The organism is Labilithrix luteola, assembly GCF_001263205.1.
Lineage (GTDB): Bacteria > Myxococcota_A > Polyangia > Polyangiales > Polyangiaceae > Labilithrix > Labilithrix luteola.
Genome location: NZ_CP012333.1, coordinates 9,792,647 through 9,816,430 on the forward strand (window position 1 = coordinate 9,792,647; position 23,784 = coordinate 9,816,430).

Below are 23,784 nucleotides of genomic sequence, written 5' to 3' on the forward strand. Positions count from 1 at the left end.
CTCTGCCGCTGCCAGCTGGCGAATCGCGCGCGCGCCGGGCGTCGTCAGGAGTCGACCATCGCGAATGCGCTGCACGAGCTCCGCGCCGAGCTCGAAGCCCGCGGGAACCGGCGCGCTGCCAAACAGTGCTTTGACGAGCCGCCCTTCGTGGGAATCCGAAGCAGGAAGAACAGCCGACTTGAAGGCGTCGAGAACGTCCACGGGGTCCACCGCGAAGCTGCCGGTCGCCTTCGCGACCAATGCGAGATAGCGCCGATAGTCCGCGTGCAACTTCGGATTTCGTTCGAGCACATTGCGAATCGGCGCCGCGTCCTCTGCGTCGAGGTTTTCTTGCAGCAATCGATCGTGGCGAAAGATGCGTTCGAGCTCTGGATCTCGTCCCCGGAGTCGTGGGCCAGCTCCTCTTTCGGAGTCGCCGGAAATTCGTCGAATCCGGCGCGCTCGTCGATCTCCGCGGTCAACACTTGCTTGGAGGTTTCAACGACGGCGCGGGCGCCGCGGGAATGGGTACGGCTGTACGACGGCATGGCGAGGCTCACCAACCTAGCGGTTTGGCCATCGGGTGACGCGAAGTTCACGGCCTCAGGAGGCCGAGCGAAGGGCCGCCACGTACAGCGTCCAACGAACCGTTCGGGTTGCTGGCATCACCGACCGGGATCCAACGAGGTGAGATCGGACCGCTCTCACTCGAGAGGCGCCGCAGCGGATTTCCCGTCGAGCGGCGGTCCTTCGTGTTTGTATCCGTACCGTTGCTTCTCGCGAACGTCCGGCGCGCGCTATTCTCCTACCCAGTGACGTCGCGAGGCTTCACGCACGTTTGCGCGGGCACAGTCTTGGCCATGCTGCAACTCGCGGCGTGTGGGCTGGCCTACCCAATTCGCGAAGGGGATCTGAGCGCCGAGGTCTTGGGGGCGGACGGCGCCATCGCCCCCGAGGGCTCTGTCGGCCCCACCGATCAGGACGGCGAGGCGGTCGATTCCGGTGTCGACGCCGCTCGTCGGTGCAAGCCGGGGAAGACAGCGACCTCGATCTGCGTCGACTTCGACGACACGGGCGACGCGAGCGACTCGCAGTTCGTCACGGACTACTTCGACTTGTTCTACGACGAGGTCGGCGACGCCGGTGCCGTCGCTTTCGACACGACCTACTTCACGTCCCCCCAGCGATCCGGCCTGCTCGAACTCCTGCCCGGGTCCAAGACCAACTGCGGCGGCGCGCAACTGCGAGCCTCGTTCGACAATGCAGGCAAAGTGCACCTGGAGGCGGCCATGCGCGTCGACCAGGCGGGCGCGACCGATCCCAGCATCGGCAGCACCCTCTCCATCGCGCTCGGAAACGCCACCAGCGGCGCCGGATGCGTGCTCGGCTTCCTCATGGGTGGGAGATCCGGCATCGGGACCCAGGGCTACCTCCCTGACGGCTCACACCCCTACGACGAACGCGACTTCGACCGCGGAATGGTCCGTTCCAGGTGGTACCGTGTGGTGTACGACGTCGACCGAACGGTGACGCCCACCACGCTATCCGTCTCCATCGACGGCGAGCCCAAACTGACGAACGAGCCGCTGATGGCCGCCTGCCAAGGGCCTGGCACCGCCGAGCTGCGCCTCGGACCGAACTGCTTCGGCCCTCAAGCAACCCCCCTGCAAGCCCGCTTCGACGACGTCTTCTTCGAGGTCTCCCCGCCCTGACTCGAGAGGACCGACCTTGGTAGACTCGAATCCGATGCAGTCGGCACCGCAGACGCTCGAGCGCCTCGGCCGCTACGCGATCTTCGATCGGATCGCCTCGGGCGGCATGGCGACGGTGTACTTCGGACGACTGCTCGGCGTCGGAGGCTTTTCGCGCACGGTCGCCATCAAGCGACTGCATCCCCACCTCGCGCAGGATCCCAACTTCGCCGCGATGCTCCTCGACGAGGCCCGCCTCGTGGGGCGCATTCGTCACCCCAATGTGGTGCAGACGCTCGACGTGGAGCAGCTCGACGGTGAGCTCTTCATCGTCATGGAGTACGTCCACGGCGAGTCACTCGCGCGGCTCATGCAGGCGATGCGTCGCGACGAAGACCGCATTCCCCTGCGGATCACCGCGGCCGTCCTATGTGCCGTCCTCCACGGCCTCCACGCGGCCCACGAGGTGAAGAACGAAACGGGCGAATCGCTCGATCTCGTCCATCGCGACGTCTCCCCTCACAACATCCTCGTGGGAAGCGACGGCATCGCGCGCGTGCTCGACTTCGGCGTGGCCAAGGCCAGAGACAGAGTGCAAACCACGCGCGACGGGAAGGTGAAGGGCAAGATCGCCTACATGCCCATCGAGCAATTCGAGGGCGAGAAGGTCGACCGCCGCGCCGACATCTACTCGGCAGGCGTGGTGCTCTGGGAGGCATTGACCGGCGATCAACTCTTCGGAGGCGACACCGAAGCGGTCACCCTGATGCGTATGGTCAGCGGGGTGATTCCGCCGCCGAGCTCCGTCGTGTCGTCGATCCCAACGGAGCTCGAAGAAGTGGTCCTCAAGGCACTCTCGCGTGATCCGGCCAAGCGCTTCGATACAGCACGACAGATGGCCCTCGCCATCGAACGATGCGTGCCCCTCGCGACGGCCGCCGAGATCGGCGAGTGGGTCGAAATGACCTGCGGGGGCGAGCTCCAGGAGCGCGCGGAGGCCGTTCGGAGAATCGAGGCGTGCTCGCTTGCCGGCGAGATCCGTCCGACGAGCAAGCACGGTCCATCGACCGAGCCCGCGTCGCCGGCGGCATCGGTGACGCCCGCGGTGAGCGAAGTGCGGCCAACACCACGCCGGCGTCCTTGGCTCGGTGGGGCCCTGCTCGGCGTGGGGATCTGCGCAGGGGCGATCTCGGCAGCGCTGTTCGTCCCGCGTCCCGCCCCGGTGGCCAAGGCGCCCGTGGAGCAAGCCCCCGTCAGCTCAGTCCCGATGTCCGCCTCGCCTTCGCCCACGCCTTCGCCCAGCGCGCACGAGCAAGCCGCGGCGACCACGACCACGCTTACCTCCAGCGCGCCCGCCTCGTCCCCCATCACCGCGAGCTCGGTGGCATCTGCGCGCATGCCGAGCGCCACACGCGCCAAGCGCGCGCCTGCTTCCAAGCCCGCATCCCAGTGCGACCCGCCCTACACGGTCGATGCCCAGGGCGTGCGTCACTACAAGCCCCAGTGTTCCCTCGAATGAAGCGCGCCGCTCTCCTTCTCGCCTTCTCGTCGCTGGCCGTGCTCGGCGTCCCTGCCTCGGCTTCGGCCGCGCACACGCGCGAGGAATGCCTCGACTCCGCCGTCGTCGCGCAGCGTCTCCTCAAGGCTCGCAAGTTGCTCGAGGCGCATGCCTCCCTCGTGATGTGCGCGAGCGAAGAATGCCCGCGGGTGGTCCGTCGAGACTGCGCGCAGTGGCTGACGGAAGCCGACGCCGCGCAGCCCACCGTCGTGATTGCTCTGCATGACGCACGTGATCGCGACGTCACCGACGCGCGCGTCACCATCGACGCTCAGCCCATGCCAGACGCGCTCGGCGGGCGCGCCATTCCGCTCGATCCGGGCATGCACTCCGTGAAGGTCGAGCGCGACGGCGCGACGGCAGTGACCGAGCAGGTGGTCGTCCGCGAGGGAGAAAAGGCTCGTTCGATCGTGATCCGGCTACCGGCGAAGGCCGGCGAGGACTGGGCCAAGGTCCAGCCTGCACCGGCAGAGCCGAGCCCGTCCCGCAAGGAAGAAGTCCGCGCGCCCGTGAGTCCAATCACCTACGTCCTTGCCGGCATCGGCGTCGTGGGCCTCGGCACCTTCGCGGTCATGGGGCTGAAGGGCCTCTCGGACCGCAACTCGCTCTGCACCAACGGCACCTGCCCGCCGAGTGCCTTCGACCAGGTGCGCACGCAATACATCGTCGCGGACATCGGACTCGGTGTCGGCGCCGTATCGCTCGCACTTGCGGCCTGGACGCTCCTCACGCGCGGCCAGGTTCCCGCCGAAACGCGGACAGCCTCGACCGCCTCACACCCATAGTCGCCCCCAAGAAGCTTCGGATGCCTCGAATGCAAGACGATACGTCGACGGGAATCACCACACGCACGCCGCCGGTTCGCACGACGACTTCGTCGTATTCCGTGGTGGTGGTGACCGGCCCCGACGTCGGCACGAGCTTCCTCGTCGACGGCTCGAGTCCGGCACGCGTGTACCTCGGTCACGGTCCCACGTGCGAATTGAAGGTCTCCGACCGGCGCATCTCCCGACGACACGCGGCCTTCGCGTTGGCGGAAGGCGGCTTGCGCGTCACCGACCTCGATTCGACCAACGGAACGTTCGTCGCCGGCGTTCGCGTCTTCGATGCGCTCCTCACCGACGGTGAAATCGTGACCGCGGGCGAGAGTACGTTCCGCATCGACGCGGCAGGGGCGCGTGAGGTCTCGCTGTCGGCCGCGGAGAGCTTCGGTCGCGTGGTCGGGGCGAGCGCCGAGATGCGCCGCCTCTATCCCTTGCTCGAAACGCTCGCTGCCTCCGACGTTCCGGTCGTCATCGAGGGCGAAACCGGCACCGGCAAGGAGGCGCTCGCCGAGGCCATTCACGAAGCGAGCCCGCGCGCCGCCGGCCCATTCGTGGTCTTCGATTGCACCGCCGTCGCTCCCACGCTCGTCGAGTCGGAGCTCTTCGGTCACGAGCGCGGCGCATTCACGGGCGCCATGGCGTCGCGCAAGGGTCTCTTCGAGCAGGCCGACGGCGGCACGTTATTCATCGACGAGCTCGGTGATCTCGACCCCACCATGCAGCCGAAACTCCTGCGCGCCGTCGAGCGCATGGAGGTTCGCCGCGTGGGCGGCGACAAATGGATCAAGGTCAACACACGAATCATCGCCGCGACGCGGCGCGATCTCGATCGCGAGGTGCAAGACGGGCGCTTCCGCGACGACCTGTTCTTCCGCCTCGCCGTCGCCCGCATCGAGCTTCCGCCGCTTCGCGCACGACGGGGCGACATCGCGCACCTCACACGCCACTTCTGGAAGCGTCTCGGCGGCCTCGGTGAGCCTCCGTACGAGCTCTTGCGCCGGTTCGAACGAATGCCTTGGTATGGCAACATTCGCGAGCTCGCGAATGCCGTCTCGCGCTGCATCGCGCTCGGCGAGCAGAACGTGCAGGCCGAACCAGCGCCGACGGGCCACGGCGACGCGATGGAGGAGGTCCTCGCGCTCGACCTTCCCTACCCGCGTGCTCGCGATCGGATCCTCGCCGAATTCGAGAATCGGTACGTGAAGCGCGTCCTGACGCTCCACAACGGCAACGTCACGCGCGCGGCCGAGGCCTCGGGCATCGGACGTCGCTACTTCACCACGCTGGTCTCGCGCACGGGCAAGCCTTAACGAGGTCGCGCGCGCACCGAGCACGGCGCGCTCTCAGGTGAGAACGATTCGCTCCCACCGGTCCTTCACGACAATCACGCGTGCTGCAGCGGGATTTCCAGCCTCGGCGCGCGCGGCACGAATCATGTAAGACATCGTGCATGCGCCGACCGACCGCCGATCTCGCAGTGCTCGTCTTCGCCGTGTCCGCCGCCCTGGTCACGTCGCTGCCCGCGTGTGGTTCGTCGGACGGGGCCGGCGACAGCGACGGAGCTGGTAACGGAACCACGAACGGTGGCGACGGTTCCTCGTCGAACGGCAACGGCGCGTCGGGTGGCTCGAACAATCCCGGCTCGACCAACCCCGAGGGCGGAGGCACCTCTTCGGGCCCCTGGATCTGCACGACCGACTGCTCGCACTGCGGTCCGCTCGAAACATGCTTCGACGGCAAGTTCTGCGTCGCGAAGAGCGTGTCGATCAAGACGCCGGGCGGCGCGAGCTACGGGATCGACGCGACCGAGGTCTCGCGCTGCCAGTACGCCGCGTGGCTCGCGACGAAGCCGTCGACCGACGGACAAGAGCATTGGTGCCGCTATCAAGTCGGGTTCGAGCCCGACACCGATTGCATGTCGACACAGACAAGCTGCAAATCGAATTGCGACCAGCACCCTCAAGTCTGCGTGACGTCGTGCGATGCCGAAGCGTATTGCAAGGCGGTCGGCAAGCGTCTCTGCGGACAGCCCGGCGGCGGTCATGCGCCGTTCGACGGCTTCGACGAGGCGAACCAAGACCAGTGGTACAACGCGTGTAGCGGCGGCGGCAAAAACACGTATCCGTACGCCGACAAGTACGACGGGAAAGCCTGCAACGGTTACGACAACCCGCAGACAGGCTGCCAGGCAGGCACGGCCTGCGACACACGCCCCGGCGGTGACGTGACGACCTGCCAATCCCCCGTCGCCGGCTACGAAGGCGTGTTCGATTTGAGCGGCAACGTCTTCGAGTGGCAGGACTCGTGCAGCCAGTACGTGGACGGCAAAGATCGCTGCCGCTTCCGTGGAGGCTCGTACGTGAGCAGCTATGGCAACGACAACGGCAATGCCCTGCGCTGCAACTACGACATCGCAGGCAGTCGCGACGACGCCTATGGCAACCTCGGCTTCCGCTGCTGCAGCCAGTGAGCCGTCTGGGCCCGCTCTGCGTTCGCGAAGTTCGAAATCGTAGGATCGCATTCAGCTCGAGCAGCTGAGGCCTGTCGCAACGTGCGTGTGATGAACATTGCATCACGCGAAATACCAAATTGCGCCTTGACGTTCGACGTCTCGTCACTATGCTGGGCGCGTGATTGACATGTTCATGCTCTTCTTCGTGTAAGAAGCCGCTGTAAGACGGCTCGAGCCCGAGCGTGATGCCGGCACGTAGGAACGCCCTGTTTCAGGGAGGTTCGGCGCGGCGCGGGTCCGTTCGGTCACCGGGTCGTTCAGAGCTCCTGGCGAGCCACGTGAATTGCATCGCGAGATGCAACACGGGCCAACGCGGGCCGGGCCGGGTTTCGACACGAGAATCGAGCAGACGGCGTTCATCGCACGAGCCGAATTCGCGCGCTTTGCGTTCGCGAGGATAGGCCGAAAGCGTCGAATGTTCACGCCTCGAGCGCCCATCGGCGGCGCTCGAATGTCGGCTCATCTCTCGTCCTCGTTCCCGATTCGTCTTGCGGGCGCTCGCGCCGCGCGCGGTGTGCGCCGTCGTTCCCGCGTTCCCCGCGTGGGAACCAGGCGGACGTGCGCCTGCGCCGTGACCTCGCAAAACATCGAATTCAATCGATTTCATCGAGAACGGATGGGCAAATGCCGAAGTTCACTTCAAAAGCCATTTCAGAACACATCGAAGTTCCTCTCGCGGACGACGGCCAGCTCGAAACGCTGGTGGAACACTGGGACGCAAAGCGGTCGAACGAGTCGGCCGGTCGCGCGTTCGAGAGCGCGAGCTACGTGGTGTCGGTCGGCGAGGCGCGCGATCCGCGGATACGCGCTGCGCAGATGGACGAGATCGTGTCGCTCGTCGAGAGTCAGGGTGGACACGTCGTCGGCCAGGAAGTCCTGCACCTCTCCGAACCGAATCCGCGAACACTGCTGGGGAAGGGAACGGCCGAAGAGGTCGCTGCCCGGGCGCGGGCGGCGGGCGCGACGATGCTCGTTCTCGATGCCGAGCTCTCGCCATCGCAGACGCGCAACCTCGAAGACGTCGCGGGGATTCCAATCTGCGACCGCGAGGCGATCATCCTCAACGTGTTCTTGCGCCACGCGAGAACGCGCAGGGCCAAGCTCCAAGTCGAGCTCGCGCAGCTTCAGTATCTGCGCCCTCGCATCCGTGGCGTGGGCCTCGACATGGACCAGCAGACCGGCGCCACGAAGAATGCGCGTGGCCCCGGTGAAACGGCCTCGGAGCTCATGGCCCGAAAGCTCGATCGGCGGCTCGAAGAGCTCCAAAAGGCGCTACGAAAGCTCACGGTCACAGCCCGAACGCAGCGCCTGCAGCGCACCGACTGTCATCGCATCGTGCTCGTGGGCTACACGAACGCCGGCAAGACGTCGCTCATGAACGCGCTCACGAACGCGGGTCTCTCGGCACGCGACATGCCATTCGAGACGCTCGACACCACGTCGCGCTGTCTCACGCGGCACGGCGGCGACGTCCTGATCTGCGACACGGTCGGCTTCATCCGGAGACTGCCCGAACGGCTGCTTGCGAGCTTCGAATCGACGCTCGCCGAAGTCGTGGAGGCGTCGCTGCTGGTGATCGTGGTCGACACCTCCGATTACGAACGCCAGCTCCAGCTGAAGACCACGCTGGAGATCCTCGAACGCATGGGCGCGGCGGACATTCCGCGCTTCTACGTCTTCAACAAGCGTGACCGTCTCCCGTTCGTGCCCGACGAAGAGGTGCTCGAACGCTGGAGCGACGGCCATCCTCACGCACTGATCAGCACCACCGATCCGAACGCCGTGACCGAGCTGCAAGAAGCTCTTCTCCACGTCGTACGAAGCCATGACGAAGAGGAGCTGACGACCTTCGTGCCTTATGGCGCGAGCGAAGTCATCGCCCTCGCGTACGGCCGCTGCCGCGTCGTTCGGACCGAGCCGGTCGATGACGGAATGACCATGACGATCCAAGGCCCGATCGCGGAGATTTCCCGCGTTCGTCGCCTCCTCGAGGAGGTCCAATGACTGCCACGTTACTCCAAGTCTCGAATGCCACGATCCTCGCCCCCAGCGGCCGTCCACTCTTCGACGCGCTGAATCTGAGCCTATCGCGGGAACGCGTGGCGCTCGTCGGACGCAACGGCGTTGGCAAGTCGACGTTGCTCCACGTTCTCGCCGGCACGGTGGATCTTCATCGAGGACGCGTGCATGCGCGCGGCGGTATGCACTTCGTTCCGCAAATCCTTCCCGCCTCCGGAATGCCCATTGGCAGCCACGGTGAGCGCCGAAGGCGCGCGCTGGCCGCGGCGCTCTCCTCGGGTGCGAAGGTCTTGCTCCTCGACGAGCCGACCGACGATCTCGACGACGAGGGCGTCGGTTGGCTGCGTGAGGCGCTCCGACGGTGGACCGGCTGCGTTGTCGTCGCCACGCACGACCGCCGGCTCCTCGAGGACTTCGAACACTTCTTCGTGGCAAGCGAATCGGGCTGCCGGTATTTCGCGGGCAGCCTCGGCGAGCTCGATGCCAACCTCGAACGCGATCACCTCGATGCCGAGCGACGGTACGCCCAGAGTCTCCGGCGGCTTGCCGGACGCGAAGCCCATACGCTCCAGGTTGCGCGACGGAGGGACCGAAGGAAGCGCGCGGGGCGTTGCCGTGAGCTCGATCGGTGCACGCCGACGATACGCGTGAACGCCAAACGCGGTCAGGCGCAGGTCGCCCATGCTCGCCTCGCGCAGCTCCGCGAAGCCAGGCTCGAGGCCGTTCGGCGATGGACGAAATCTGCACGACGCGCGCTGGGGGTCGACCTAGCGCTCGCGTTGCCGATTCCGATGCTGCCGTCCGATCCGAGCGAGGTCCTGAACCTCGAAGAGGTCTCGGTACGCGTCGGCGACCGGCCGCTCTTCGGTCCGCTCTCGCTTCGTTTGAGCCGCGAACGCCTGGCGATCGTCGGCCCGAACGGCTCGGGCAAGACGACGTTGCTCGAGATCATACTCGGACGCCGCGCGCCGTCGTCGGGCATGGCTCGTCGCCAGCTCTCGAAGATCGGATCCATCGCCCAAGGCGCCTCGGATTGGATGCTCGAGGAATCGCTCGCCGGCTACCTCGAGCGTCACGCGGGCAGCCGAGACGACGTTGCGAGCCTGCTCGTCGCGCACAAGTTCCCGCTAGCTCTCGCCGAGCGACCGCTACGCTCGCTGAGCGCCGGCGAGCGCACGCGGGCAGCACTCATCGGCCTCCTTCGGCGAGCGCCCACAGTGGAGCTCATCGTCCTCGACGAACCGACGAACGGCGTCGATCTCCTCGCCCAGCGCGCTCTCACCCACGCCCTCCGCGATTGGCCGGGCGGCCTCGTCGTCGCGAGCCACGACCGCCCGTTCCTGGAGGCGATCGGCATCGAGGAATCCATCTCCCTCGATCCACGCCGAGCACCGTAGCTCTGGCTCACGCTCCTCGGGCGGCGTCCAGCCATTGCTCGCTGGACGGCAGAAGGTTCGCGAGCGCATGTTCGGCGTGGGTGAGCGCGGCGTCGTCGGCGATCGTCACGCGCAGGATGCCTTCGCGCTCCGTCACCGTCGCGGCCTTGGTCAGCGCCGCGCGGTCGAAGTCGCGCGACGCGAGCTCGCGTCCCATCCACACCGTGCCCTTGCCCATCGCTCGGAGCCAGCGCCCCTGCCAGGTACGACGCATGGTGACGTCTCCGTAGAGCCCGCAGACTTGTTCGTAGTCCGTCCTGTCCAACGACGGCGGGCCGGGGGGCGACGTCTTCGTCACCACGGCCTGGAGGCCACGACGTTCGACCATGAGGGTGTCGATCGCGGATTCGAGGAAGGTTCGAGCCGCGGCCGTGCGCTCGGCGCTCACCTTGGTCGTGTCGAGCCAAAGGGCGAGCGTGGGCAGGCAGCTCTCCGTCTTCGATCGTTCGAAGATCTGCGTACCGAACGTGAAACCTGCGCCGACACTGCGGTCGAGCATCGCCTCGTCCGACGAAGGCCAGCGCCCCGCCGAGACCTCGACGACGTTCTCGGTCCGTAGCTCATCGAGCAACGTCGTCCAACGCTTGCCATGGGCAACCCCCTTACCCTTCGCTCGCTCGACGCGCGGGCGCAGGTTGGGATTCGCACGATGCACGGCGATCGACAGGTCTCCCTCGAGAAACCACATCCAGCGCTCGAGGAGGGACGCCACGGCGCCAACGGCATCGCCTCGACTCAGGTCCATCGAGACCTGCGCGAACAACACCGGTCCGTCCAGCGTACGCAGCAGATGGGCGTCCACGTCGGGCCGCGCGCGAAGTGGCCGGCGGGGCGTCGGTCGTGCGTCGATCTCCATCGCGTGCGTCAGCGCCCCCTCCGCATCGTGGAGCGGCGCAAACGTGACGAGCAGCGTTCCGCCCCCAGGTACGCCGCCGACGGCCTGGACGTTCGCGTGCACGACGGATGCGTACATCACCTCGACCATCTTCTTCGCCGGCAATCCGGCCAACGCGGCCAATCCCCCCTCGAGGCCGGCAGGGTTCTCGAAGTCTTCGAACGCGGCCACGAAGCGATCGGCCCGACGCTCGACGGACTTCTCGACGCGACGCATGTTCGATGCCCCGCCCGTCACGATCTCGACGACCTCGGGAATGACGAGACCTTTCGTGATCGCGTCGCCGGCGAGCACCAGCTCGAGGCCTCGCGAAGCGCCGCCATGATTTTGGACGCCACAGCAGATGCGAACGGCCATGCCTTGCGAGACCTCGACGTTCGGTTGATATCCGTGCTGGACGTAGACCGTCGGCCCGGACGCGTGCGTCTCGCTCGCGGGCCGGCTCTTGTTACGGAGCGAAAGCCGCACGTATTTGGCATTCGATTTGTCGGCATACTCGTAGCCGATGTCCACGCGGGCGGCCTCGAGCCCGAAATGCTCCGCCGTCTTTCGTAGCGTGTCCTCGGCGAAGAGACGTTGCTCGCCCCACGTCGCCTTCAGTGCCTCAACGGAGTGGCCGGGCGCAAGAAGGGCTTCCCATAGCTCCGGATGCCCGCCGACGGCAGCCTTGTTCTTCTTCGAACGCTTCCCGAAGTACTCGGGCGCACTGTCGTAGGTATCGATTCGCTGTCCGCCCTCGAAGAGTTCGAGGACGAGCACGTCACTGTCGTGAACGACCACCGTGAACGTCGTCGCCTCGAGACGTGCGGAGAGCACCGACGCGAGCTCGCGCAACACCGCCGGATCCTGTCCCTCGCTCCGTTCGTCGTAGACGGAGAGCCAGCCCTCGCGCGACTCGAGTAGAACGGTCCGATCTGCCGGCTCCGAAGGCCTCGCCTCCTCCAGACCTTGCGCTGCGAAATGAGCGCGGAGGACCTTCTCGGCGCGCACCGCTGCGTCTTTCGTTTCGCCGAGACGCAGCTGGACATTGGTCAGAAACGAACCCATGCCGCGGGGTTACGCAGGCGAGCGCGGAAAGCTTCCTCCCTGGCGCCGCCCTCACGCCGGCGACGGGTACCGTTTGCGCAGGGCCACGACGGCGGCCGGAATGGCCGCGCCGGCGAGGCCGAAGCAATCCCCGAGAAGCGAGGCGATCTCTTCGTCGGTTCCGCTCGTCACCGCCTGGCGGAGGCCCATGGCCTTCGTGAAGAACGCCGGATCGGAGGCCATGTTCTGCTGGAAGTGCGTCGCAGCAGCAACGCCCGCTGCCTTGTCGAGCCCGACGAGCTCCTCGAGTACCTCGCCCGCGCGCGTCAGATCGTTGCCCATGATGGCGCCCGCGAAATCCCGAAACGTCAGCTCCGACATGCGCGGCATCCTACAAGACCGCGCGGCGGCCGGCTCACGTTCTTGGGAGGTGGCACGTGCCACTCCGTGCCAGACGACGCCGCTCGTCGTCGAGGGCCCCTATTTTCGCGCGGAATCTCTGCAGTGCTCGCGCGGTATGCAGCTTGCTCTGCATTTCGCTCGCCGCATGAACGCCCAGACGCTCGCCGCATCGCTACGGATGGCTCGCCCGCGCAATGCCCTTCTTTCGACGGTCGTGGTCGTCGTCTCCCTCGCGCCGCTTGCATGCGCCCGCGAGACGGGCGGAGCGAGCGACGACCGCTCGAAAGCAAACGCCACCAACACCGAAACGAGATCCGTCGTGGACCCGAGCTGCCCCGAGGAGCACGGCCAACGCGTAGACGTCCCCACCGGCAGGTGCACGGCTGGAGCCGAGTGCACCTTCGAGACGATCGGTACGTGCAAACCCGGTGGCTTCGTCCCCGCCGTTCCCAACCAATGGGAATGCCGCTGCGTGGAGGGCACGTGGACGTGCGAAATCGTCAGCGGCGGCTACGGCCTCGTTCCCTGCCCTGACGCCGGCAGCGTCGACGCCGACGTCCACTGATCGGCATCGTGCAGCAGGCTCCGTGAGCGCCGATTGAAGGAATATTCCACGGACGTCCAACGCGCGCGCACATGCATGCGTCAGCGTGGCGCATGCCGCCATTCGCGCCGACGAAATTCGCAATTTCATTCCCCCTAGGGCGGATGACAGACGTCGCTAGAGCGGCAAAATCCGTGGCCAGAACGGGGTTGATCGCACGGCGGTGGGGACGAGCCAGAGGGCACGTTTCGTCGACGTCGCGCGGGCATTCCTCGGCTCGGCTCATCTTGCCGCCACGGGGGAACAGGACGCAGGCACTCGACACAGCACGCGCACGCACCGATTGAACGCGGCCATGGGAAAGGTCCGCGCCGATGCCTTTGGCCATCAGGCGTGTGTCTCGGCGTCCACGTAAGGGCATCACCTATCCCAACTAGCACACTAACGATTCCGATTTAAATTTCGGAATAGCGGGTGAGCCCTGGACGGTACCGACGAAGCCGACGGCGTTGCTCGGGTGCGTGGTCGATCCGGCGAGCAGGGGATCCCCGAGTTCTGCCCGAGCGAACTCGGTTCGCGCGTGCGACGTACGAACACCATCGAGAACACGCTCGCGGCCCTAAAAAAACCGCGGCGTAGACATCGGCGGCCCCTCACGTTCGACGGCCTATGCTCTTCGATGCTCCGCTCTGTCCGATCCTGGACACCCGCCGGATGCATTTCGGTCGTCGCGTTCGTCGCCATCACGACGGGCCCTCGCGAGCCCATCCGGTGAACCGAGATCCACCGATTGTTTCATTTGCAACTATTCCAATCAAACGAACTTTTTCAATTTCCGAGAAACGACATCGACACCCAAATTGGTATGGCAGAAACCGTTCGTGTGGAGCATATACCGGCATGAAGGGGATCGAGGGGGCGCGGGGGACGTGGCGTCTTTGCGTTCACCCCACGTGCACGCGCACGCTCGCGGCGCAGCACCGTTGCAACGTTGCGCTGAGGGTCGTCAAACAGCGTTGGTGACGGACTTCCGTGAAGGACCGAGGATTTCGGGGCCCTCGCCGCTCAGGGTGGGCGTGGGCCCCGGAATCCTCGGTCCACGCAAGTGGTCGCCGCAGTAGGGAGGATTGGATGTCGGAGTTCAACGACAAGGTCTATGACGTGGTGATCATGGGCGGCGGGCCGGCCGGCGCCACACTCGCTTCGCTGCTCAAGAGGCAAACGAACCTCTCGGTGGCCATCTTCGAGTCGGAGTTCTTTCCGCGCGACCATATCGGCGAATCGTTCGTCCACACGATCGTGCCGACGCTGCAGGAGAGCGGCGCCCTCGCCAAGGTCATGGCGAGCGAGTGCTACGTGAAGAAAGCGGGTGGCTACTACGTCTGGGGAAACCAGCCGTGGATCACGTTCTTCGAGCACCAGGAGCACGTGAAAGACGGCCACATTCGCTGGTCGGTCCACGCGAACCGCCCCGAGTTCGATCAGATCCTCCTCGAGAATGCCCGCAGTCAGGGCGTCGAAGTCTTCGAAGGAACGCCTGTGACCGGCGTTCGTCGCTGGGGCGACATCACGAAGGTCACGCTCGGCGACCTGGGCTCGACCTCGTGCCGAGTCTTCGTGAATTGCTCGGGCCGCACCGGCAACACGACGATCACGGGCGAGCGCCCATTCCTCTCCAAGTATCAGAACATCGCGATTTGGAATCACATCATCGGCGGCAAGTCGGCTCAAACGCTGCCGGGTGACTGGAACATCTTCCGCGAGCGCAATCTCTCGCCGATCGGCTGCTTCGCCTTCGACGACGGCTGGTTCTGGTACATCCCCGTTCCGAAGGTCGTCCAAGGCAAGCGCGTCATCACGCACTCGCTCGGTCTCGTGACCGATCCGGCTGCGCTGAAGAACCCGGCCAAGCGCTTCACCGACGGTCGCATCTTCATGGAGACGGCGCGTAACGTCCCGTTCCTGAAGGAGCTCGTCAAAGACGCCGAGCTCATCGCCGATCGCTTCCTGACCGCTCCGAATTACTCACGCATCAGCGGTAAGATGTGCGAGTTCGACTCGGGCGAGATTCGCGTCGGTGACGCAGCGTACTTCGTCGACCCACTCTTCTCCTCGGGCGTGCACTTCGCGCTCATGCATGCCTCGGCGGCCGTGCCGCTCATCAAGGCCTACTTCGACGGCGAGATGCCCGAGAACTACAAGCGCGAGCTGTGGGACGACTATGATCGGGTCCTCAAGGGTCTCGCGCACGCGTTCGGGCTCGGCATCGACCAGTGGTACGCGGAGATCGCGCGCAACAAGCCGGAGAGCGTCTATTGGGCAAAGCGCGGGAGCATGCCCCTCATGGACATGCGCCGCGAAACGTTCCAAGGCCTCGTCAACGGCGGTCTGCACGGCGACCTCGTCCAGGTCATCACGCGCGGCACGAACAACATGTCGAGCCTCGGCAAAGAGGGCGCGCTCAGCCGCACGCTCGCCCAGCTCGAGCGTATGGAACCTTCGCCCACCGCTCGCATTCGGATGAAGCCGAACGTCGCCATCAAGGCGAGCCTCACACTCGAAGGCGGCGGCTACTCACCCGACGGCAAGCCCCCGGCATTCGTCCACGGCCCGTACTGGACCGACCCGGACAAGTACGCAAACGAAGTCCGCCCGCTCTTCGCGGAGCCGATTCCGTGTCACCGCTTCTATTTCTCGGATGGATCGGCGGTCGATCAGGTCAAGTTCGTCGACGCCATGCACGGCGGCATGGCCATTCATGCGGCCTTGCGCGACGAGTCGGTGGAGTACGGCAGCTTCAAGGAGAAGCTCACGCCCGCGCAGCAGCACGTGCTCATCCACCTCTTGCTCGCCGACATGCTCGTCGTCGAAGGCGGACAGCTCGACAAGCTGCCCTCGGGTCTTGGCTGACTCGCGCAAACGCGATCACGAATGGGGCTCGCTCTCGCACCGTCGAGACGGGCCCCGTGTCATTTCGACGGCGTATCGGAACGATTCGTTCCCGTGCGCGAACGAGCGATATCTCGTTCGCAATTCGCGCGTGGGGATTCGCAATTCGTGAATTACCAAGACGCGCGACCTTACAGCGCAACTCAGTTGCGCTGATTGAAAAGTCAAACGGAGATCGCGACAGACTTGTGCAAAGGACCGTGGAAGCGGTCGCCGCAGTAGTTCGTGCCGGGCGGAGACGCCCTCCGAGCGAGCGTTTGTCGCGCGATGGCGTGGTCCGTGCTTGGCGCTCGCGCTCGGATGTTACGTGCGCGAGTTTCGGTCTTTGGTTTTGGCGCGCTCCTCGCAGCCGTCGCCTCTTGTTCATCGTCGGATTCACCGGATGCACCTGGCAACGGCCAGGACACGAATGACGGACCGGAGGGTCGTACGGCAGGCGGTGCCGACGCCTCGAACGTCGACGGCTCGAGCTTGGGCTCTCTTCCCGTCTCGACGCTGACCGAAGACTTCGAGCAGAGCGGCACTCTGCTGAGGCGCATGCTCGTCGGCATCGGCGGCGCCGAGCGGCAGTTCGTCGGTTGGTTCGACAAGAGCCTCGGCGAGCCGTGCGTGTTCGCGAGCATCGACATCACGCCGACGATGGCCTTCGTACCGCGAAGCCGAGTCTATGGCGGCTCCGCCTATCGCGACGCGGCATGCGAGATCCCCGCCGTCGTCGGCGCCGGCGATTGTTCGGCGCGTTTCCACGTGGTCGCCGACGTGTCCGCCGCGAACGATCCACACGTCTATCGCGTCACGCGCGACGGCAGCGGACCGTATTACCGGAACGTCGCCTACAACGGCACGCCCACCTGCGAGATCGCCGAAAAAGGGAGGAACTACTCGCTCTATCAGCAGGGCGACGAAGTCCCGCGCTCGAGCCTGGTAAGGAAGCGCTACGACGTCGTGCGGACACCCGATGCACCGCTCTCGCTCGGCATGGTGCAGATGCCCGAGACGGGACGCGAAGTCGTGACCATCGGGATCTCCGATCCGCTGGGCGGACCGACGGTCGACTGCAGGCCCGTGCGATGGAAAGACGGGACCATCCATTGCCTGCCGGACACCTCGCGGACGATCTGGGACGTCTTCCCGACGCAGGATTGCTCGGGCCCATCAACGGCCGTCGCCTCGCGCACGCCGTCGCTCATGTTCATTGCCGAGACTCCTGGCTGCGGCACGGACTGGACGGCTCACGCGGTGACGAACGGTCCGTGGTCGCCCAATGGGCTCTTCGCGACGAGTCGCGAGCTCGGCCCCAGCTCCACTTGCAAGCCGCTCTCCGAGGCGAACTACAATCGACCAACGTACGTCTACGAAGTCGGCGACGAAGTCACCGCCGCACAGCTGTCGACGATCTATCCGCCGTTGAGGCACACGATTGGCGCGGGTGTCGGGCGGCTCGAGGCGCACTACCTCGAGGTCGGCGCGCTACGACAGCTTCTCTATTGGCGGGATACGGTGCGCGGCACCACGTGCCGATTCAACACGGCCGCCGACGGCAAATATCGCTGCTTGCCGTTCGACACGCGTAGCCAGGTCGTACCGCCGGTCTTCAATCCAAAAGCGCTCGGAGAGGTGGACGCGCCAAGCGAGCGCGTCGTCCTCCGCTATGCCGATGCCGAGTGCACGGCGCCAGTCCACGTTTATGTATCGACGTCCTGCACGCCTCCTACGGAGTCCGTCGGCTTCGACGATGGTTGTCCGGACTCCTATCGCGCCTACCGCGTCGACCCGACGCCGATGCCGAAGCTCTGGAGCCTGGCCTTCGGCACGTGCAACGAGATCACGAGCGCGAAGTCCTACTACCCCACGACCGAGATTCCGCTGGACGACCTTGCCGAGGGAACACTGCAAGTCGAATGATCGGCCAACGGCACAGCGTCGCCTTCCCTCTTCCGTCATTATCAACGAACGAATTTCGATATTCAAACGATGACGAATCGAATCTTTGTACTCGCTCTTCTGGCTCCGGCAGTCTTTCTCGTTGCGCTCGACGCATGCAGCTCGGACAGCAGCGACGATCCTGGCTCGAATGATCCGAGCGCGGCCGCGGGCGATGGCGCGGCCGGTTCGGCGGACGACGCAACCGGCGGCGACGGAGCACCTGGCTCCTCGTCGGGCCCACTGGCGATGCAGACGAGCGGCACGCGGCTCCGCCGACGACTCCTGGGCGCCGTGGGTTCATCGGACCGTGCGTTCGTGGATTGGTTCGATACGGCACGCAACGAGACGTGCGCCTTCCGACGAAGCACGTTGCGCCCGGACATTTGCGTTCCCGGTTTCGGCGGAGCGCTCCTCTACTCGGATCCGACCTGTCTCCATTTCTTCGGAGGCTTCGCGACGGGCTCGTGCGCGCAACCGTACCTCGAAGGGATGGACCACCCGGATCCGGACGCCGGAGCCGTGGCGTGGGGCCTTCATCCGGTCGAAGGACCTCTCGACGGCGGCCCGAAGCCCGGCCCCCAAGCGCGCGGCTATGCCATCCAGTCGCTCGGCAGCATTCCGGGCGTGTGCCAGTTCCAAGTCCTCTACAACTACGACCGCTACGTCTCGGTCGGCCCCTCGATCCGCGAGGACGCCTTCGTGGCGACCAAGATCAGCAATACCCAACGAGAGCTCGTCACCGCCGTGGCGGTCGGCCAAGATGGCTCCCGCAGCGTGGTGGGATGGTCGCTGCCTGCTCCGGGTGGCGCCGTCGGCGCGGCCTGCACCGTGCAGCGCTACAAGGACGGAAGTCTACGTTGCATCGATACGGCTCGGCCGACGCCGCTCTTCGCCGACCAGACCTGCTCGGGCGCCCCGATCGCCTATGCCGCGCCGGCCAATCAGCCATGGGTCGTCGCTCCGACTGTGACGAGCTGCGGACAGCCCGCAGTCGTCGTCCACCGCACCGTGCCCGCGACAGTCGACGCGTCGCCGGTCTACCAAGCCGCGTACGGCGGCTGCTATGCCTTCAACACCGCGGGTTCGAAGCTCTTCACGTTCGGCGACGAGCTGCCCGCCAACACCTTTACCGAAGCACGCGAGCAGCTCGTCGGCAGCGGCCCCGTGCAAGCCGTCTCGCGCACCCTCGACGGCTACGCGTCGGTCGTCGGCTTCCAGGACTCCGTCCACGAAGTGCCCTGCACGTTCATGCCTGATTCCGAAGGCAAGCTGCGCTGCACGCCCACGGCGCGTCAGACCGCGTCCTATCTGGACGCCGCGTGCACCCAACCGACGAGCGCCTTCTTCGATTTCGGCCCGTCGCAGTGCAGCGGTCCCGCCCCCGTCGCCCCCATCATCGCTCGCCTCGACACCACGGCCTGCACCGATCCCAAGGTCCTCAACGTCTACAAGGCCACCGCCGCGACGACGGCGACCTTCGACAAGCTCCCCGACGGCACCTGCGTCCCCGCCCAAACGCCTCGCTACACCGTGACGGATACCGAAGTCCCCCTCACCGACCTGAGCGAAGGCGACATCCAAACCGAGTAAGGTGTCGGGCTTCCGACACGACGCGCCTGCGCCGCTCGTCTCGGACGAATCCGACGCCCCACAAACGAGCATGCCGGCGAGGACCGCCATGCCAACGAACCAAGCGCCGGTCTTCATCGTCCGAATTGTGTCCTAGAATGAGGGGGTCGCGAGGCTCCCGTTCGATGCCGCCTTCTCTCTCGCTGGTGAATATCGACTCCGCCGAAGAAGCCGCCTACCGGCTGCTTCGAACCGGCGAGCTCGATCCCGAATGGGTCGCGGGAATGCTCCACGCCGTGACCCGTGAGAACGACGACGCGACACGGTGGAGCGCCAAGGACTTTCGAACGTTCCACTTCGCAACGATGTATCTGCCCATGAGGTACAGCGTTTGGCGCAACTCGACGGTGCGCGGCAATCCCGCAACGGAACGCAGCCTCGAACGCTTGATTCGAGGCGTCGAGCTCGGCTTGTGGACAGCGGCGGCCTGCACGAGTCCCCCCGAGGACTCCAGCCCCGAGGAGCGAATCGTGCGGCTCGTACTCGGGTCGGAGACGCCGCTCACGACGGCCCCGAGCGCGCGACAGCGTTGGGTGAGCGAATACAACGACGTTCTCTCGGAGATCGCCCGAGCGCGAGAGCCGGGCGATGCTTGGCCGCGATGGTCGGCGATAGCCCTTCATTTCGCCTCGTTCTATTTGCCCATCGAGCTTCCGACGGACGCGGGGACCGACGGTACGCTCCCCGACTCGCTCCGAGCGAGCCTCGAACAGCACGTTCACGCCGACGCGGTTCGACGCATTTCGTACTGGCTGTCGCTCGCCGGGCTACCTCGCGATGGCGCCGGCCTTCCAAGCTGTGCGCCCCGCACGCTGGCCTCGCTCCCAATCCGCACGCAGACGGAGGTCGTCCTCCTGCGTCGATGAGCTTACGCGTGAGCCAAAGAACCTATTCCAACTTGAATTCGGCAACTCTCGACGAGGCCCTCGCTGAGATTCAGCGGTCTGCCGAAACACTCGCCATAGCACCGAGCGCGCCTCCGACGTTCCCGCAAGGTTCGACAGAGAACAGTTCCGCGTCGTGCCCGCACCTCGCTTCCGTTCGCACTGGGCTAGGGTGTGGCGGCATTCGTGATGACTGTGCGGGGCGTCGAACGATGAACGTCTAGCTTCGCCTACCGACTCCGCTCACCTGATGGCAAACAGAGTTGCCGAATTCACGATCGACCGCCGGTGAAAGTCGTCAGCTGTCGCCGCGGCGCCACATGTCGGGGTCGCTGGTGACGTCGACCGCTCCACAATCCACGCGGAAGCGGCATGACTCGTCGACCAGCCGATAGAGGTGCGGGGCGTTCTCGACGACCGAGTAGACGAGCTTGCCGACGGTCCACCGGGGCACGAACTCCGTGCGTGTGCAGGCCAGGCACATCAGCGTCAGCGAGCTCGCTTCGGCGAGGTCTACGCGAACGACCAGCATGGAATGGCTCTGTGTAAAGGCAATCACCGACGCGGGACGCCCTTCGCACTGCCACAATGCGTCGAGCAGCTTCTCCGTTCGCGCCGCATGCATCGGGCCGGTCGTGTCGTACCGCTTCATGTGTCTGTCCCCCTCTTCGTAGAGTACGGCAAACGGGACGGTCGGTCGCCATCGCCCATCACGGGCCCGAGAGGCTGCGAAGTCGAACGCTTGCGCTTGAGCGGCCTCGCGGACGAAGACGAGCGACGGCATAGCGCCTCGCTCGATGCACCGATAGCATCGGCGGTTCGTCTGGTCTCCGCTGCGTGCAGTTCGTTACGTCGATCGTTCCTCTGCTGGACTTCGGTTGGTGATGACCGCGGGTCGTCTCCATCGCGCTCGTCGTGTGCACCGGGACATCGGGGCAGGCATGGCGGTGGGCATCGCGGCCGCGCTCTTCGCGCTCCCCGCGCTCCCTGCGCGAGCGGATGACGGGCGCGAGGAGAACGCACGGCTTCGACTCGTCTACGAGGCGCCACGCGATTGTGCGCGGGCGTCCGAGTTCCGAGATCGTGTCCTTTCCCTCGTGCGGACGGCCCCCGGTTCGTGGAAGAGCGCCGTCGAAGTGCGCGTTGGGATCACGCGCGGCGAGCGAGGATACGTCGGGCGCCTCGGGATCATGCAGCACGACGAGCAGCACGACGGCGACCATCGGACGTCCGAACGAGAGCTCCGAGCAGCCACCTGCGCCCCTGTCGTGGCTGCCTTGGCGGTCTCGGCCGCCCTCGCCATCGACGATGCGCTCGAGGCGTCGGCCGCGCCCGCCCCGACCGCTCCCGCGCCCACCGCGCCACAAGCAGCGGACGAGCGACCGACGTCATCGGCGCCCATCTGGGACGGGTCTGCCACGCCGGCGATGAAGGCCAGACGTCGCGAGCAGCGTGGACAGGCCGTCTTGCCAACGCCACGTCCCCTCGAGCTTCGCCTGGGTGGAGCGAGTGCGCTTCGCTGGGGCGTGGCTCCCGACCCGCTCTGGATGCAGAGCGCTTCGCTTTCCGTGGGGCATCGAGCGACGCTCTGGCCGCCAACGCTTCGCGGCGAGCTAGGCTACGGGGCAAGTCCGATCGCTCGAACACCGCATGGGGCGTTCCGGACGCGTCTCTTCGAGGCCGCCGTCTCGGCATGCACCCCGTCCGGCGACGCGTGGCTCGCGCACCTTGGCGTGTGCGCGGGCGTGAGCGGCGGCGTCCTGGCCTCGACGTCGTTCGAGGTCATCCGTCCGGCCGACCGCGTGCGTCCATGGTTCACCGCCTTCATCGCGCCCCGGGTGAGCCTTCCGCTCACGGCTGGGCTCGCGATCGTGGCCGAGGGCCGGGTCGCATTTCCGTTCGTCCGCGAGACTCTGACGTTCTATCCAGGCATCGAGGTCTACGAAGCGCCTGCTACCGTTTTCCAGGGCGCTTTGGGGTTGGAGGTGAGTCTGCCCACACCCCGGCGCAACGGTCAGGCGCCTTAGAGCTCGAAATCGACCGATCCGTTTGCCGGCCTCCCGACATGTTCGTTGGGCCGGACGGGATCGGGAATGCGCGCCGAAGCCAACGATGTCTCCCTGCTACGCCTTCCCAACGAGGAGTCCTGGCGCGATCGCGAACGGTCCGCTGGCGACTTGCCTTCCCCGCCGCGGCCGATGAGCGAGCTCGACGACGCCGCCCTCGCCCGCCTCGCCGAGGTGTTTCGACGCGACGCGCGATGGGTCCATTCGATCCTGCGCCGCTTCGGGGTCGACAAGGGCGAGGCTGAAGACGTCACGCAGGAGGTCTTTCTCGTCCTGCGCTCGCGCCTCGCCGACGTCGCGCACGGCGACGAGCGAAAGTTCCTCTTCCGGACCGCCGCCTACCTCGCCGCCAATGCGCGCCGTGCCGCTCGGCGCCGCCCAGCCGCGTTGCAAGAAACGACGCGTGAGCCGGTCTCGAACCGCAATGCCGAACGTGAGCTCGCCGAGCACGCCGAACTCGCGCTGCTCCAGGAGATCCTCGACGCCATGTCGGACGATCTGCGGGCGGCCTTCATCCTCTTCGAGATCGAAGAAATGACCGTGACGGAAATCGCCGCGATTCTCTCCATCCCCCTCGGCACCGTGAAGTCTCGCCTTCTCCGAGCAAGACAGGTGTTCGAGCGCGAAGCGAGGCGGCGCGGCGTGGGTCAGGACGCAACCGGCGCCAGCGACGCGAGGAAGCCGCAATGACGCTCCCCCGACTCACCGACGATCCGTCCAAAAGCGCGTACGGATCGATGCTCCGCAAGGCTCGTCGGGAATCGCTGTCGCCCGAAGCCGAACAGCGCATCGCGGCCGCCGTGCTCGCTCCCGCCGTGGCGATGGCCAAGCCGGCCTCGTCGGCCTTGCGAGGCCTCGTCGCGAAAGGCGCCATCGGCCTCTCCGCGCTCGCCCTCGTCTGCACGTTCGCCGTCGCGCGTCGCTCTTCGGACGTCTCTCCCGTTGCCGCTCCGCTTGCTGCAGCCGCCGCTTCGACGAACACCGCTCTCGGCGAGGCAGTCTCGCCCCTCGAAAGCGCGCCCGCCGAGCACGCCACCGTTTCGGTGCACGATCTCCCGCCTGTCGCCGCCGGCCGGGCCGCCGCGCCCACTCCGAGCGACGACCTCGCCGCCGAGGCTGCGCTCCTTCGTGCTACCCGCGAAGACATCGCGAACGGCCGGAGCCGCGAGGCACTGCGCAAGCTCGGTCAGTACGACGCCCGTTTCGGGAGCAAGGGAGCCATGCTCGAGGAGGCTTCCGTCGAGCGCGTCGAGGCCTTGCAGCAGGCGGGCCGGAGCACCGAAGCCAGGGCGCTCGCGACGCGTCTTCTCGCCGAGCGCCCCGACGGAGCCTTCGCACGAAAGCTCCGCTCCCTCCTCACGAGCCTCGAGTCTCCCTATCCTGTCAGCAATGATTCGAAATGACGATTGCCAATCATGCGATCCGAGGCGACGCGTTCGAACAT

At 66.1% G+C, this 23,784-nt stretch carries 18 protein-coding genes; 15 read left to right on the forward strand and 3 right to left on the reverse strand.

Going from position 1 to position 23,784, the window contains the following annotated elements:
• Positions 1–791 precede the first annotated feature (791 nt).
• The 7 genes from AKJ09_RS42395 (at position 792) to AKJ09_RS42425 (ending at position 9,980) form a co-directional block, all read left to right on the forward strand.
• Positions 792–1,691, forward strand: coding sequence for a hypothetical protein (locus tag AKJ09_RS42395; protein ID WP_205633947.1), 900 nt, complete (start codon positions 792–794; stop codon positions 1,689–1,691).
• 34 nt (positions 1,692–1,725) lie between these two features.
• Positions 1,726–3,189 (forward strand): serine/threonine-protein kinase, encoded by a 1,464-nt coding sequence (locus AKJ09_RS42400; RefSeq protein ID WP_146653536.1) that lies wholly within the window; start codon positions 1,726–1,728, stop codon positions 3,187–3,189.
• Positions 3,186–4,013, forward strand: a complete 828-nt coding sequence (locus tag AKJ09_RS42405) for a hypothetical protein (protein WP_146653537.1) — start codon at positions 3,186–3,188, stop codon at positions 4,011–4,013. The genes AKJ09_RS42400 and AKJ09_RS42405 overlap by 4 nt, the downstream gene beginning before the upstream one ends.
• A 29-nt stretch (positions 4,014–4,042) precedes the next feature.
• Positions 4,043–5,362, forward strand: a complete 1,320-nt coding sequence (locus AKJ09_RS42410; RefSeq protein ID WP_240488810.1) for a sigma 54-interacting transcriptional regulator — start codon at positions 4,043–4,045, stop codon at positions 5,360–5,362.
• A gap of 140 nt (positions 5,363–5,502) precedes the next feature.
• Entirely contained in the window at positions 5,503–6,522 is a 1,020-nt protein-coding gene (locus AKJ09_RS42415) for a formylglycine-generating enzyme family protein (RefSeq protein WP_146653539.1), read from the forward strand.
• A 666-nt stretch (positions 6,523–7,188) separates the two neighbouring features.
• The gene (gene hflX, locus AKJ09_RS42420; protein WP_146653540.1) at positions 7,189–8,568 is read left to right on the forward strand and encodes a GTPase HflX; all 1,380 of its coding nucleotides are present in this window, start codon (positions 7,189–7,191) and stop codon (positions 8,566–8,568) included.
• The gene (locus tag AKJ09_RS42425) at positions 8,565–9,980 is read left to right on the forward strand and encodes an ATP-binding cassette domain-containing protein (RefSeq protein WP_146653541.1); all 1,416 of its coding nucleotides are present in this window, start codon (positions 8,565–8,567) and stop codon (positions 9,978–9,980) included. Before hflX ends, AKJ09_RS42425 begins: the two co-directional genes overlap by 4 nt.
• A 7-nt stretch (positions 9,981–9,987) precedes the next feature.
• Here AKJ09_RS42425 and AKJ09_RS42430 read toward each other — a convergent pair whose 3' ends face one another.
• Both AKJ09_RS42430 and AKJ09_RS42435 read right to left on the reverse strand, forming a co-directional pair.
• On the reverse strand, positions 9,988–11,961 hold the full coding sequence (locus AKJ09_RS42430) for a hypothetical protein (RefSeq protein WP_146653542.1): 1,974 nt from the start codon (positions 11,959–11,961) through the stop codon (positions 9,988–9,990).
• Between the two features lie 51 nt (positions 11,962–12,012).
• Positions 12,013–12,321, reverse strand: a complete 309-nt coding sequence (locus tag AKJ09_RS42435; protein WP_146653543.1) for a hypothetical protein — start codon at positions 12,319–12,321, stop codon at positions 12,013–12,015.
• Positions 12,322–12,487: 166 nt separating this feature from the next.
• Between AKJ09_RS42435 and AKJ09_RS42440 the strand changes: the two genes are divergently transcribed.
• The 5 genes from AKJ09_RS42440 (at position 12,488) to AKJ09_RS42460 (ending at position 20,256) form a co-directional block, all read left to right on the forward strand.
• A complete protein-coding gene (locus AKJ09_RS42440; RefSeq protein WP_146653544.1) occupies positions 12,488–12,907 on the forward strand; it encodes a hypothetical protein in 420 nt (139 codons plus the stop codon).
• Between the two features lie 1,110 nt (positions 12,908–14,017).
• Positions 14,018–15,796 (forward strand): NAD(P)/FAD-dependent oxidoreductase, encoded by a 1,779-nt coding sequence (locus tag AKJ09_RS42445; RefSeq protein WP_146653545.1) that lies wholly within the window; start codon positions 14,018–14,020, stop codon positions 15,794–15,796.
• A 339-nt stretch (positions 15,797–16,135) separates the two neighbouring features.
• Entirely contained in the window at positions 16,136–17,740 is a 1,605-nt protein-coding gene (locus tag AKJ09_RS42450; protein WP_146653546.1) for a hypothetical protein, read from the forward strand.
• A 69-nt stretch (positions 17,741–17,809) separates the two neighbouring features.
• Positions 17,810–19,351 (forward strand): hypothetical protein, encoded by a 1,542-nt coding sequence (locus tag AKJ09_RS42455; RefSeq protein WP_146653547.1) that lies wholly within the window; start codon positions 17,810–17,812, stop codon positions 19,349–19,351.
• A gap of 164 nt (positions 19,352–19,515) precedes the next feature.
• Positions 19,516–20,256 carry a hypothetical protein gene (locus AKJ09_RS42460; RefSeq protein ID WP_146653548.1) on the forward strand — a complete coding sequence of 247 codons (741 nt, stop codon included), beginning with the start codon at positions 19,516–19,518 and terminating at the stop codon, positions 20,254–20,256.
• A gap of 316 nt (positions 20,257–20,572) precedes the next feature.
• On the opposite strand, the gene AKJ09_RS42465 is transcribed toward AKJ09_RS42460, so the two are convergent.
• A complete protein-coding gene (locus AKJ09_RS42465) occupies positions 20,573–20,926 on the reverse strand; it encodes a hypothetical protein (protein WP_146653549.1) in 354 nt (117 codons plus the stop codon).
• Between the two features lie 232 nt (positions 20,927–21,158).
• On the opposite strand from AKJ09_RS42465, the gene AKJ09_RS42470 reads away from it, so the two are divergent.
• From AKJ09_RS42470 to AKJ09_RS42480, 3 genes are all read left to right on the forward strand, one after another.
• Positions 21,159–22,301, forward strand: coding sequence for a hypothetical protein (locus AKJ09_RS42470; RefSeq protein WP_146653550.1), 1,143 nt, complete (start codon positions 21,159–21,161; stop codon positions 22,299–22,301).
• 66 nt (positions 22,302–22,367) lie between these two features.
• The gene (locus tag AKJ09_RS42475) at positions 22,368–23,030 is read left to right on the forward strand and encodes an RNA polymerase sigma factor (RefSeq protein WP_146653551.1); all 663 of its coding nucleotides are present in this window, start codon (positions 22,368–22,370) and stop codon (positions 23,028–23,030) included.
• Positions 23,027–23,743: a hypothetical protein gene (locus AKJ09_RS42480; protein ID WP_146653552.1), complete on the forward strand. Its 717-nt coding sequence runs from the start codon at positions 23,027–23,029 to the stop codon at positions 23,741–23,743. The genes AKJ09_RS42475 and AKJ09_RS42480 overlap by 4 nt, the downstream gene beginning before the upstream one ends.
• Positions 23,744–23,784: the final 41 nt, after the last annotated feature.

Coding starts and splice junctions, on each gene's coding strand:
- AKJ09_RS42400 (WP_146653536.1), top strand. CDS start 1,726: ATGCAGTCGGCACCGCAGACGCTCGAGCGCCTCGGCCGCTACGCGATC.
- AKJ09_RS42405 (WP_146653537.1), top strand. CDS start 3,186: ATGAAGCGCGCCGCTCTCCTTCTCGCCTTCTCGTCGCTGGCCGTGCTC.
- AKJ09_RS42410 (WP_240488810.1), top strand. CDS start 4,043: ATGCAAGACGATACGTCGACGGGAATCACCACACGCACGCCGCCGGTT.
- AKJ09_RS42415 (WP_146653539.1), top strand. CDS start 5,503: ATGCGCCGACCGACCGCCGATCTCGCAGTGCTCGTCTTCGCCGTGTCC.
- hflX (WP_146653540.1), top strand. CDS start 7,189: ATGCCGAAGTTCACTTCAAAAGCCATTTCAGAACACATCGAAGTTCCT.
- AKJ09_RS42425 (WP_146653541.1), top strand. CDS start 8,565: ATGACTGCCACGTTACTCCAAGTCTCGAATGCCACGATCCTCGCCCCC.
- AKJ09_RS42430 (WP_146653542.1), bottom strand. CDS start 11,961: ATGGGTTCGTTTCTGACCAATGTCCAGCTGCGTCTCGGCGAAACGAAA.
- AKJ09_RS42435 (WP_146653543.1), bottom strand. CDS start 12,321: ATGTCGGAGCTGACGTTTCGGGATTTCGCGGGCGCCATCATGGGCAAC.
- AKJ09_RS42440 (WP_146653544.1), top strand. CDS start 12,488: ATGAACGCCCAGACGCTCGCCGCATCGCTACGGATGGCTCGCCCGCGC.
- AKJ09_RS42445 (WP_146653545.1), top strand. CDS start 14,018: ATGTCGGAGTTCAACGACAAGGTCTATGACGTGGTGATCATGGGCGGC.
- AKJ09_RS42450 (WP_146653546.1), top strand. CDS start 16,136: ATGTTACGTGCGCGAGTTTCGGTCTTTGGTTTTGGCGCGCTCCTCGCA.
- AKJ09_RS42455 (WP_146653547.1), top strand. CDS start 17,810: ATGACGAATCGAATCTTTGTACTCGCTCTTCTGGCTCCGGCAGTCTTT.
- AKJ09_RS42460 (WP_146653548.1), top strand. CDS start 19,516: ATGCCGCCTTCTCTCTCGCTGGTGAATATCGACTCCGCCGAAGAAGCC.
- AKJ09_RS42465 (WP_146653549.1), bottom strand. CDS start 20,926: ATGAAGCGGTACGACACGACCGGCCCGATGCATGCGGCGCGAACGGAG.
- AKJ09_RS42470 (WP_146653550.1), top strand. CDS start 21,159: ATGACCGCGGGTCGTCTCCATCGCGCTCGTCGTGTGCACCGGGACATC.
- AKJ09_RS42475 (WP_146653551.1), top strand. CDS start 22,368: ATGCGCGCCGAAGCCAACGATGTCTCCCTGCTACGCCTTCCCAACGAG.
- AKJ09_RS42480 (WP_146653552.1), top strand. CDS start 23,027: ATGACGCTCCCCCGACTCACCGACGATCCGTCCAAAAGCGCGTACGGA.